At 36.8% G+C, this 12,658-nt stretch carries 10 protein-coding genes and 1 pseudogene; all 11 read left to right on the forward strand.

What is annotated here, in order from left to right; translation table 11 throughout:
* Window positions 1-75: 75 nt before the first annotated feature.
* On the forward strand, window positions 76-1,503 hold the full coding sequence (locus BLV64_RS12915; RefSeq protein WP_092136241.1) for an ATP-dependent DNA helicase: 1,428 nt from the start codon (window positions 76-78) through the stop codon (window positions 1,501-1,503).
* 700 nt (window positions 1,504-2,203) lie between these two features.
* Window positions 2,204-3,007 (forward strand): annotated as a pseudogene (gene ilvE, locus BLV64_RS12920) (branched-chain-amino-acid transaminase).
* Complete coding sequence (ilvD, locus tag BLV64_RS12925) at window positions 3,007-4,683, forward strand: dihydroxy-acid dehydratase (RefSeq protein WP_092136243.1); 1,677 nt, start codon at window positions 3,007-3,009, stop codon at window positions 4,681-4,683. The pseudogene ilvE and the gene ilvD overlap by 1 nt, the downstream one beginning before the upstream one ends.
* Before the next feature lie 17 nt (window positions 4,684-4,700).
* Window positions 4,701-6,395 carry a biosynthetic-type acetolactate synthase large subunit gene (gene ilvB / locus BLV64_RS12930; RefSeq protein ID WP_092136245.1) on the forward strand — a complete coding sequence of 565 codons (1,695 nt, stop codon included), beginning with the start codon at window positions 4,701-4,703 and terminating at the stop codon, window positions 6,393-6,395.
* Window positions 6,396-6,402: 7 nt separating this feature from the next.
* Entirely contained in the window at window positions 6,403-6,933 is a 531-nt protein-coding gene (ilvN, locus tag BLV64_RS12935; protein WP_092136247.1) for an acetolactate synthase small subunit, read from the forward strand.
* 28 nt (window positions 6,934-6,961) lie between these two features.
* Window positions 6,962-8,005, forward strand: coding sequence for a ketol-acid reductoisomerase (gene ilvC / locus BLV64_RS12940; RefSeq protein WP_092136249.1), 1,044 nt, complete (start codon window positions 6,962-6,964; stop codon window positions 8,003-8,005).
* A complete protein-coding gene (gene ilvA / locus BLV64_RS12945) occupies window positions 8,005-9,249 on the forward strand; it encodes a threonine ammonia-lyase IlvA (protein ID WP_092136251.1) in 1,245 nt (414 codons plus the stop codon). The genes ilvC and ilvA overlap by 1 nt, the downstream gene beginning before the upstream one ends.
* Before the next feature lie 206 nt (window positions 9,250-9,455).
* Entirely contained in the window at window positions 9,456-10,184 is a 729-nt protein-coding gene (gene kdsB, locus BLV64_RS12950; protein ID WP_092136253.1) for a 3-deoxy-manno-octulosonate cytidylyltransferase, read from the forward strand.
* Window positions 10,175-10,879, forward strand: a complete 705-nt coding sequence (locus tag BLV64_RS12955) for an HAD family hydrolase (protein WP_092136255.1) — start codon at window positions 10,175-10,177, stop codon at window positions 10,877-10,879. The genes kdsB and BLV64_RS12955 overlap by 10 nt, the downstream gene beginning before the upstream one ends.
* Before the next feature lie 72 nt (window positions 10,880-10,951).
* Window positions 10,952-12,034: an iron-containing alcohol dehydrogenase family protein gene (locus BLV64_RS12960; protein WP_245705915.1), complete on the forward strand. Its 1,083-nt coding sequence runs from the start codon at window positions 10,952-10,954 to the stop codon at window positions 12,032-12,034.
* Between the two features lies 1 nt (window position 12,035).
* Window positions 12,036-12,584, forward strand: a complete 549-nt coding sequence (locus BLV64_RS12965) for a 1-acyl-sn-glycerol-3-phosphate acyltransferase (protein WP_092136257.1) — start codon at window positions 12,036-12,038, stop codon at window positions 12,582-12,584.
* Window positions 12,585-12,658 lie beyond the last annotated feature (74 nt).

The following is a 12,658-nucleotide window of genomic DNA, read 5'->3' on the forward strand; positions in this document are numbered from 1 at the left end:
TTTTTTATTCGTAAAAACCAATAAGAGTAAAAATCATTATATCTTTGAAGAAAAGCATAAAAAAGAGATCTGTAAATGACTAATTCTGAATTTTATTCCCTTATAAAACAACAATTTCCGTTCCAACCAACCGCAAAACAAGATATTTTATTATTACAACTTTCTAATTTTATTTTTAACGATAACGCTAAAGAAGTCTTTTTACTTAAAGGATATGCTGGAACCGGTAAGACAACGATAGTAGGTACCTTAGTAAATAATTTATGGAAAGCTAAGAAAAGTGCGGTGCTTATGGCTCCTACAGGGCGTGCGGCGAAAGTGATTTCTAACTATTCTAAGAAAGAAGCCTTTACAATTCATAAAAAAATCTACTTTCCTAAAAAGGAAAAGGGCGGGGGCGTTAAATTCGTTCTTCAACCTAATAAACATAAAAACACCCTGTTTATAGTCGATGAGGCGTCTATGATTCCTGATACGCCTGGGGATTCTAAATTATTTGAGAACGGCTCTTTATTAGACGATTTAATGCAGTATGTCTATTCCGGCCATAAATGTAAATTGCTTTTAATAGGAGATACCGCTCAGTTACCGCCGGTAAAATTAGACTTAAGTCCGGCATTAGAAGAAAATACGCTAAGCTTGAATTACAATAAAGACGTCACTAAAATGGAACTTGACGAAGTGATGCGTCAGGGGCAGGATTCGGGAATATTAGTAAATGCTACCGAAATTAGGGAAGTTATAGCTAATGATTTCTATGAAAGTTTTAAATTTAATTTAAAAGGATTTAAAGACATCGTGAGGCTTACAGATGGCTATGAAATTCTCGATGCCATTAACGATGCCTATAGCACCTTGGGAAATGAGGAGATGGCTATTATTGTAAGAAGTAATAAACGGGCCAATTTGTATAACCAGCAAATTCGTAGTCGGATTTTGTTTAATGAAAATGAATTGTCGTCTGGCGATTATTTAATGGTGGTTAAAAACAATTACTTTTGGTTAAAACCTACTACCGAAGCGGGGTTTATTGCAAACGGTGATATCATCGAAATATTAGAAATCTTCAGTATTAAAGAATTATACGGTTTTCGTTTTGCAGAAGTAAAAGTACGCATGGTCGATTATCCAAATATGCAGCCTTTTGAAACGGTTTTACTGTTAGATACCATTGAGGCTGAAACCCCGTCTTTACCTTACGAAGATTCTAACCGCTTATATCAAGAGGTTCAAAAGGATTATGAGGACGAAAGCAGTAATTATAAAAAGTTTTTAAAAATAAAAGGGAATAAACATTTTAATGCCTTGCAGGTAAAATTCTCCTATGCTATTACGTGTCATAAATCGCAAGGTGGACAATGGAATACCGTGTTTGTCGAGCAGCCGTATTTACCTAATGGTATCGATAAAGACTATATGCGATGGTTGTATACAGCTGTTACACGAGCTAAAGATAAACTGTATTTAATCGGGTTTAAAGATGATTTCTTTGTGGAAGAATAGTGAAAATGATGATTAAAACAACTATTTAGCTTTTTAGCTTCTTTAACGCCGCTAAAACCGTTTGTTTGTCTAATGAAAATGAAGAACTTAAATGGGATATATACATATTTTAAAATTATTTATTTTTAATAAGTCTTTGTCCTTTAATTAATTTATATACCTTTTTACCACAATTAAAACAATAATGAAAACATTAATTACTATTCCTTCAATTCGTATTACAAATGTGATTATCACATCTGTAACAGGGAAGCTATAGTTTATATTCTATAAATAGAAAAAGCCTCCCGAGAAATCAGGAGGCTTTTTTTGTTTGGAATTACAAATAACATGACAACATATACAAATAGTATTATTATCAGCATTATTATTCGCTCTACCGAGTGAGTCAGGCTGGTATTATCCAATTTTAAGCCTTTCTCATTCATTTGAGAAAGGCTTTTTTATTTTTAAACAACAGACAAATGCCAACATATACAAACAGTATTATTATCAGCATTATTATTCGCTCTATCGAGTGAGTCAGGCTGGTATTATCCAAATTTTAAGCCTTTCTCATTCATTTGAGAAAGGCTTTTTTTATTTCATTAAATCACAAATTAATTCCACTAATATGTATTACAACAACAAAACAGTTATTTATCGCGATGGCAAATTCGTTAAAGCCAGTGAATCTACAACAGATTTATACAGTCAAACCATGCATTATGGCTATGGTGTTTTCGAAGGTATTAGAGCGTATGCCACAGATAATGGTACACGTGTTTTTAAATCCAAAGCGCATTATGAACGTTTAAAAAAGTCTTCAGAACTTGTTAATATCCCTTTTGATTTTGAAGTTCAAGAGCTCGTTGATGTCACTTATGAGTTATTAGAAAGAAACAATTTAACCGATGCTTATGTCCGTCCCTTAGTGTTTTGCGATCCTAATATGTCGCTTTCAAGGCCTAATAAGGTATCTATAATGCTATGTGCATGGGAATGAGGTGCCTATTTAGGAGATAAACAATTGCGTTTAAGTGTGTCTTCATTTTGTCGTCCGCATCCGCGTTCAATAAAAATAGAGGCTAAAGTATGTGGTCACTATGTTAACTCCATATTAGCAACCAACGAAGCAAAAGACAAAGGTTTTGATGAGGCATTGCTCTTAGATAGTGATGGTTATTTGGCAGAGGGGCCGGGTGCGAACCTCTTTTTTGAAAAAGATGGGGTGCTTTACACCCCGCAGTTAGGAAATATCCTTCCCGGAATTACACGTGCTACCGTTTTAGAATTAGCTGAAGAGCTAGGCTTAAAGGTGAAACAAGGACTGTATACTCTTAAAGATTTAGAAGTCGCGGATAGTGCTTTTTATTGCGGAACCGCTGCTGAAGTTATAGGTATTGAATCGGTAGACGCTGTCACATTCCCTAAAGCATGGCAGGACACCCTAGGAAAACAATTACAAGATGCCTATTCAAAATTGGTGAGAACATCAGAACCAACATTAAGCCCAACACACTAATGAAAACACTAAATAAATACAGCCAAACGATAACACAAGATGAGTCTCAACCCGCTGCACAAGCCATGTTGTATGGCATCGGACTAACGGAAGAGGATATGCATAAGGCTCAAGTAGGTATTGTAAGTACAGGTTACGAAGGAAATACCTGCAATATGCATTTAAATGACTTGGCAAAAGACGTTAAAGTTGGCGTTACGATGGAAAATCTCGTGGGATTAATATTTAATACAATAGGGGTGAGTGATGGTATTTCAAATGGTACCGACGGGATGCGGTTTTCGTTAGTGTCTCGAGATGTTATTGCAGACTCTATTGAAACCGTGGTTAGCGCACAATGGTATGATGCTGTTTTAGCTGTTGTTGGATGTGATAAAAATATGCCTGGGTCTGTAATGGCGATGGGACGATTAAACCGCCCTGCAATAATGATCTATGGTGGGAGTATACATTCGGGAAAATGGAAAGGAGAATCGCTAAATATTGTATCTGCTTTTGAAGCTCTAGGTAAAAAATTCAACAACACTATAACACCAGAAGATTTTAAAGGCGTTATAAAAAATGCCTGTCCTGGTGCAGGTGCCTGTGGGGGTATGTACACAGCAAATACTATGGCGTCGGCCATAGAAGCACTGGGCATGAGCTTACCATATAGTTCTTCTAATCCTGCTTTAAGTCAGGAGAAACATCAAGAGTGTTTGGATGCAGGGAAAGCAATAAAAGTATTGCTAGAGCAAGATATTAAGCCTAAAGATATTATGACTAAAAAAGCATTTGAAAATGCTATTACTATGGTCACAGTTCTAGGAGGTTCTACCAATGCCGTGTTACACCTAATTGCTATGGCACATTCGGTAGATATAGAATTAACATTAAACGATTTTCAGAGAATTAGTGATAAGGTACCGGTTTTGGCAGATTTAAAACCGAGTGGTAAATATTTAATGGAAGATTTACATGCTGTAGGTGGTGTTCCAGCAGTTATGAAATACCTTTTAGAACACAAGTTGTTACATGGCGACTGTTTAACAGTTACAGGAAAAACAGTAGCAGAAAATATGGCAGATATGCCAAGCTTAACAGCGGGTCAAGAGGTGTTCTTTTCTTTAAAATCACCAGTAAAGGCCACGGGACATTTACAAATTCTTTTTGGTAACCTTGCTTCGGAAGGGAGTGTGGCAAAAATTAGCGGTAATGAAGGCGACTTTTTTAAAGGCACAGCAAAAGTTTATGATGACGAATATGCGGCAATTGCTGGTATAAAAAGTGCAGAAGTACAGTCAGGTGATGTTGTTGTTATTCGGTATTGCGGACCAAAAGGTGGTCCGGGGATGCCTGAAATGCTAAAACCGACATCAGCCATAATGGGGGCCGGGCTTGGTAAAGAAGTGGCTTTAATTACCGACGGACGATTTTCTGGCGGAACTCACGGTTTTGTTGTTGGTCATATCACCCCAGAAGCCTATACAGGAGGTACAATTGCACTTGTGGAAGATGGTGATGTTATAACTATAGATACCAAAAATAATACCCTAAAATTAAACATTAGTGACGCCCAATTAGCCCAACGTAAAATGGCGTGGAAACAGCCAGCACTAAAAGCTAGCAAAGGAGTACTTTATAAATATGCTAAATCTGTTTCATGTGCTTCAACAGGATGTGTAACGGATAAATAACAATAAAATAAAAGGAAATGAACGCAACAAAAAAAACAGGTGCACAAGCGGTTTTGGAGTCGTTAGTCGCTGAAGACGTTAATACCATATTCGGATATCCTGGTGGTGCCATAATGCCAATATATGATGCCTTATATGATTATGAGGAAACCGTAAAACATATTCTAGTTCGTCATGAGCAAGGTGCAATACATTCAGCACAAGGTTACGCAAGAACATCGGGTAAAACAGGAGTAGTATTCGCTACTTCAGGACCGGGAGCGACAAATTTAATTACAGGATTAGCCGATGCTATGATCGATTCTACACCTTTGGTGTGTATCACGGGGCAAGTAGCATCACATTTATTAGGAACCGATGCTTTTCAGGAGACCGATGTGGTGGGTATATCTATGCCAATAACCAAATGGAATTGTCAAGTAACAAAAGCTGAAGACATTCCTGCAGCCATAGCCAAAGCGTTTTATATCGCACAATCGGGACGTCCTGGTCCAGTACTTATCGATATTACGAAGGATGCACAATTTGGTGAGATGGAATTTATGTATGAGAAATGCACCAATATCCGCAGCTATTATCCGAGTCCGAAACTAATAAAATCAGTATTAAACGAGGCTGCAACATTAATAAATGAAGCTAAAAAACCTTATTTATTAATAGGTCAAGGCATAATGCTTTCAAACGCAGAAAAGGAGTTGTTGGAATTTGTAGAAAAATCAGGGATCCCCGTAGCGTCTACACTTTTAGGTTTAGGTGCTTTTCCTAATCATCATCCGCAATACGTAGGTTTTTTAGGAATGCATGGCGATTATGCACCTAATATAAAAACCAACGAATGTGATGTGCTAATTGCTGTTGGGATGCGTTTTGATGATAGGGTTACTGGAGATGTATCGCGATATGCCACGCAAGCTAAAGTGGTTCATGTGGATATTGATAAAGCGGAATTAAACAAAATTATAAAAGCAGAAGTAGCGGTACACGCTGATGCTAAAGAAGCTTTGAAAGTGTTGACGGAATTAGTGCATAAAAAAGAACATACCGCTTGGTTGCAAGAGTTTAAAGATGCTAAAAAAGTAGAAATAGAAACCTTGGAAGAAAGTGCTAAAGCACTGCATTCGGACGAGCTAAAAATGGATGAAGTGATCAAGATGCTTTCAGATTTAACTCATGGTGAGGCCGTTGTAGTTACCGATGTTGGCCAGCATCAAATGATGACAGCTCGTTATTATAATTATAATAAAACAAAAAGTAACGTCACCTCGGGTGGTTTAGGAACTATGGGCTTTGCATTGCCCGCTGCTATAGGAGCAAAATTTGGTGCTCCAAATAAACCTGTGGTAGCTGTAATTGGTGATGGAGGATTTCAAATGACACTTCAAGAGCTAGGAACAATCATGCAAAGTGATGTTGATGTAAAAGTGGTGATACTTAATAATCGATTTTTAGGTATGGTACGTCAATGGCAGCAATTGTTTTTTGATAAACGCTATTCCTTTACCAATATGGTGAGTCCAGATTTTGTAGCGCTATCTAAAGCATATCGTATAGAAGCCGCTAAAGTTGAAGCACGATCAGCACTTAAAGAAGGGCTTTTAAAGATGTTAAATCACAAGGGGGCATATCTATTGGAGGTCATGGTAGCTAAAGAGGAGAATGTATTCCCAATGATGACCACAGGAGCTTCAGTATCAGAAGTCCGTTTAAACTAAAATAACTATGGAAAAAACATTTACAGTATCGGTCTTTACCGAAAATAGTATAGGAATGATGAATCGTGTTACGATCATCTTTACACGTCGGCATTTAAATATCGATAGCATAACAGCCTCAGAATCGGAAGTGAAAGGGGTATTTAGATACACCATCGTTTTAAGAACAACTCGGGAGCAGGTGGAAAAGGTAATCGGACAATTAGAAAAATTAATTGACGTTTTTAAAGCTTTTGTACACGAAGACTCTGAAGTCGTACACCAAGAAATTGCTTTGTATAAAATTAAAACAACAAGCTTAACCAATGGCGATGTAGAAAAGGTTATTCGAGAACATCACGCTAGAATTCTTACCGTAGATTCCAAGTTTATGGTCATCGAAAAAACTGGCCATGTGGAAGAAACCCAATTGCTTTTTGAAAATCTTCAACCTTATGGTGTGCTTGAATTTGCGCGCTCCGGACGAGTGGCAGTAACCAAACCAATGAAAGAATTTAGTACGTATTTAGAAGAACTCGAAGAATCAAACAACAAATAAATAATCAACAACATTAAAAACAATTATAATGGCAACAATAAATTTTGGAGGCGTAGAAGAAAACGTAGTAAAACGTAATGAATTCCCTCTTGAAAAAGCAAAAGAAGTATTAAAAAGTGAAACGGTAGCAGTAATCGGTTATGGTGTTCAAGGTCCTGGGCAAGCGCTTAATTTAAAGGATAATGGCGTGAATGTTATTGTAGGGCAACGCAAAGGAACAAACAGTTGGAAAAAAGCCCTAGCAGATGGTTGGGAAGAAGGTAAAACACTTTTTGAAGTGGAAGAGGCTTGCAAAAAGGCTACAGTGGTAATGAACTTACTTTCAGATGCTGGTCAAATACAAGCTTGGGAGGGGATGAAAAAACACTTAAGCAAAGGAAAAGCTTTATATTTTTCCCATGGGTTTGGTGTCACCTTTCATGAAAAAACGGGTATTGTACCTCCAAAGGATGTCGATGTTGTTTTAGTCGCGCCCAAAGGATCGGGAACTTCCCTGCGAAGTTTATTTTTAAACGGTGAAGGACTAAATTCTAGTTATGCCGTGTTTCAAGATGCAACGGGAAAAGCGACCGACAGAGCTTTAGCATTGGGAATAGCTATCGGTTCAGGGTATTTGTTTGAAACAACATTTCAAAAAGAAGTGTATAGTGATTTAACAGGTGAGCGTGGTGTTTTAATGGGGGCTGTAGCGGGACTGTTTGAAGCTCAATTTAATGTGCTCCGTCAGCGTGGTCACTCTCCAAGTGAGGCTTTTAACGAAACTGTAGAAGAATTTACTCAAAGTTTAATGCCTCTTATCGCCGAAAATGGAATGGATTGGATGTTTGCCAACTGCTCAACTACTGCGCAACGTGGCGCCTTAGATTGGAAAGGGAAATTCCGCGCAGCTACAGAGCCAGTTTTAAATGAATTGTATGATAGCGTGGTGTCGGGAAAAGAGGCCGAAATTGTAATTGAAGCTAATAGTAAACCCGACTATCGTGAAAAGTTGGAAGAAGAACTCCATGTAATGCATACTAGTGAGCTATGGCAAACAGGATTGGAAGTGCGTAAATTAAGACCTAAAAAATAATGGAATTACTAGACAAAGTATATGAAGCACGTGAACGTATAAAAAATGTTGCGCTTCATACGCCTTTAATGAAAAACGAAAACTTGAGCGAAGAATTCTCCGCTCAAGTTTTATTAAAACGCGAAGACTTACAACCGGTACGTTCCTATAAGTTGCGTGGGGCCTATAATAAAATTGTATCGCTTACAGATAACGAGAAATCTCAGGGTGTTGTTTGTGCAAGTGCTGGAAACCACGCCCAAGGTGTTGCCTTTGCCTGTTTTAAATTAAATATCAAGGCGACCATATTTATGCCGGTAACCACCCCGCCACAAAAAACAAAACAGGTAAAACTTTTCGGAAAAGACCGTGTTGAAGTCGTTTTAAAGGGGGATACCTTCGATGCCTCTTTTGAAGAAGCTAAACGGTTTTGTGATGCATCAAATAGTATTTTTATTCATCCATTTGATGACGATAAAGTAATGGCTGGACAGGGCACTATCGGTTTAGAACTTTTAGAGGATACTCAAATACCTATCGACTATCTCTTTGTACCTATTGGTGGTGGTGGCTTAGCGGCTGGAGTAAGTACTGTTTTTAAACATTTGAGTCCGCACACCAAAATTATAGGTGTAGAACCGGCTGGGGCGCCCTCTATGACCAACTCAATCGCCAAAGGTATCAATACAACCCTAGAAGATATAGATAAGTTTGTGGACGGCGCTTCGGTAAAGCGAGTAGGAGAGAAAACCTTTAAGATTTGTAAAGATAACCTTGAGGACACTGTTCTTGTTCCAGAAGGAAAAATTTGTACAACCATTTTACGTATGTATAACGAGGAAGCAATAGTCGTAGAGCCTGCCGGCGCACTAACTATTGCAGCACTCGATTTTTATAAAGAGCAAATTAAAGGGAAACACGTGGTATGCGTAGTAAGTGGAAGTAACAATGATATCACCAGAACGGAAGAGATTAAAGAACGCTCTTTACTGTATGAAGGTTTAAAACATTATTTCTTATTGCGTTTTCCTCAACGTGCGGGTGCGCTTAAAGAGTTTGTTAATGATATATTAGGACCAAATGATGATATTGCCTATTTTCAATATTCAAAAAAAACAAATCGAGAAACGGGACCTGTTGTTGTAGGGGTCGAATTACAGGATAAAGCGGACTTATTTCAAATAGAACAGAATTTAAAAAATCGGAATATTTCTTACCAGTACTTAAATGGTAATGAAGACTTATTTACCCACCTGATTATTTAAAATATCCCATAGGATTTATTTATTGCAATTATTTTCACTCTTTTAGGTGTTTTGGTTCTCGTTTTAATACTTTATAGATTCAAATCTAATACAGATTTATAAAAAGTTTAGGGTTTACAAGGCTAAAAAATCCTTTAAAATATCCTATTTTTGAAAAAGCAGATTTTCTTAAAGAAAGCTGTTTATTATAATTATTATACCCTTTGATGAAGATAATTGCAATGATTCCTGCACGCTATAAAGCGTCGCGTTTTCCAGCTAAATTAATGCAAGATTTAGGTGGGAAACCTGTTATTACACGTACTTACGAAGCTACAGTAAGTACTAATTTATTCGATGACGTTATTGTAGTTACCGATAGCGATATTATCTATAATGAAATTGTAGGTATTGGTGGTAAAGCCGTAATGAGTAAAAAGGAACACGAATGTGGTAGTGATCGCATTGCTGAGGCTATTGAGTTTATGGATATAGACATAGTGGTTAATGTGCAAGGTGATGAGCCTTTTACTGAAGTAGAATCTTTACAGAAGTTAATCGATGTTTTTAAAACGGATAATGAAAAGGCTATAGATTTAGCATCTTTAATGGTTCATATTACCGATGAAGATGAAATCAAAAACCCCAATACAGTAAAGGTTATTGTCGATCAGCAAAATTTTGCATTATATTTTTCTCGCAGTCCTATTCCGTATCCTAGAGATAAAGAAATTTCAGTAAAATACTATAAACATAAAGGTGTTTACGCATTTAGAAAAGATGCTTTAATGGATTTTTATCGTTTGCCAATGCTTAGTTTAGAAGCTTCAGAAAAAATTGAGTGTATTCGGTATTTAGAGTATGGAAAACGCATTAAAATGGTAGAAACACATGTTCAAGGTGTAGAAATTGATACGCCTGAGGATTTAGAACGCGCAAAGAAACTTTGGAAATAGATTATAAAAATATAAAAGTTATTGGCTTTGATGCCGATGACACGCTTTGGATAAACGAAACTTATTTTCGCGAAGCAGAGGTAGAGTTTTGTAAACTTTTAAGTCCTTTCGAGACCTTTAATAAAATCGATCATGAGCTTTCTATGAAACACATGGAACACTTGGCGATTTACGGTTATGGGATAAAGGGCTTTACCTTATCTATGGTTGAGGTGGCATTAGAACTCTCTAACCATACTGTGTCTAATAAAACCATAGCGAAGATTTTAGAAATCGGTAAAGACATGCTAAATAAGCCGGTTGAACTCTTAGAGGATGTAGAATTGGTATTACAAGAATTGTCAAAAAACTACAAACTCATCGTAGCTACCAAAGGTGATTTATTAGATCAAGAGCGTAAATTGGAAAAATCTGGATTATTAGATTATTTCCATCATATAGAGATATTAAGTGATAAAAAAGAGGCTAATTATTCGAATTTATTGAATCATTTAGATATAAATCCATCAGAATTCTTAATGATAGGGAATTCATTAAAATCTGATGTATTACCAGTAGTCAATATTAAGTCTAATGCGATTCATATTCCTTTTCATACGACTTGGGTTCACGAGCAAGTGGGCGCATCAGAAACGAATGGGAAAGTGTATAAAACAATTAATAAATTAAACGATTTGGTAGCCCTTTTAAACTAAGTCCGCTACCTTATTAAAATATAAAGTTACCGAATATTTAGGCACAGTACAACGCATTTAAATAAAGAGTTAATGAGTTATAAGAATTTTCCAATGGTTTCCAGAGTGGTCTTTGGACGTGGCTGTTTTAATCAGTTAGAAGATATTTTAGCGCCAAAGCGTATAAATTCGAAGGCGCCATTTATATTTTTTGTAGACGACGTCTTTAAAGGAAACGCTTGGTTAACTTCAAGGATTCCCTTATCATACGATGATAAATTAGTCTATGTTTCTACTAAGGAAGAACCCAAAACCTCTCAAATTGATGAGTTGGTAGAGGATATTATCCTATCCTATAAAGATCGCCCTTCTGGTATTATTGGTATTGGTGGAGGTAGTGTTTTAGATATTGCTAAAGCAGTGGCTATAATGTTGAATAATGATGGTGAGTCTAAGGATTATCAAGGTTGGGATCTAGTGCAAAATGAAGCTGTTTACCATGTTGGTATTCCTACCATTTCAGGAACGGGAGCCGAGGTGTCGCGAACAACCATATTAACTGGTCCCGAGCGCAAATTGGGGATTAATAGTGATTTCACCCCTTTCGATCAAGTGATATTAGATCCTGAATTAACTAAAGATGTGCCTAAAGACCAATGGTTTTATACCGGTATGGATTGTTACGTTCATTGTATCGAATCGCTAAACGGGACGTACTTAAATGCCTTTAGTCAAAGTTATGGTGAAAAGGCTTTAGAGTTGTGTAAGGAGATATTTTTAGAGGGTGATACTTCAGATGAAGAGTCACAAGATAAGCTAATGATGGCTAGTTGGCATGGCGGAATGAGTATTGCCTATTCTCAAGTGGGGGTTGCTCATGCCATGAGTTATGGTTTATCGTACTTATTAGGGATTAAGCACGGTATAGGTAACTGTATAGTATTTGATCATTTAGAAGATTATTATCCTGAAGGTGTTGCTGTTTTTAAGCAAATGAAGAAAAAACACAATATAAGCTTGCCACAAGGTATTTGTGCTAACCTCTCGGATAAAGAGTTTGATATTATGATTAACGTAGCACTCAGTTTAGAACCATTATGGGAAAATGCTATTGGTAAAAATTGGAAAAAAACCATAACCAAAGAAACATTAAAAGCCTTATACTTAAAAATGTAATATGCGTAAACTAGCTCAATTTTTATACTTCAAAGTTTTTGGCTGGAAAATAGTTGGCAATTCAAACTTTTCGAAGGATACCGTTAAAAAATCAGTAATTATAGCTGCACCTCATACCAGCTACCACGATTTCTTTGTTGGTATTTGTCTACGTAAAATAGTCAACGTCAAAACTAATTTTATAGGTAAAAAAGAACTATTTAAATGGCCTTTTGGCTTGTATTTTAAATCGGTAGGTGGTGTGGCATTAGATAGAACTCCTGGACAAAATAAAGTAGAGGCCATAGCTAAGCTATTTCATGATAAAGAGGAGTTTAGATTAACACTAGCGCCAGAAGGAACGCGGGGCAAAGTAGACGAATGGAAAACAGGCTTTTATTATATTGCCAAAGAAGCTAATGTTCCAATCATCATGTTTACTTTAGATTTTCAGAACAAACAAAATAGGATTTCTGAGCCATTTTATCCAACGGACGATACGGAAGCAGATTTAGCGTTTATAAAAAGCTTTTTTAAAGGGGTCGTGGGTAAAGTACCGGAATACTCTTAAAAATAGAACGCTAGCTTTAGACGCTGCCCACTAATAACACATAAAAAAGGCAACCTTGAATAAAGGTTACCTTT

The sequence above is a fragment of the Bizionia paragorgiae genome (genome assembly GCF_900107625.1).
Lineage (GTDB): Bacteria > Bacteroidota > Bacteroidia > Flavobacteriales > Flavobacteriaceae > Bizionia > Bizionia paragorgiae.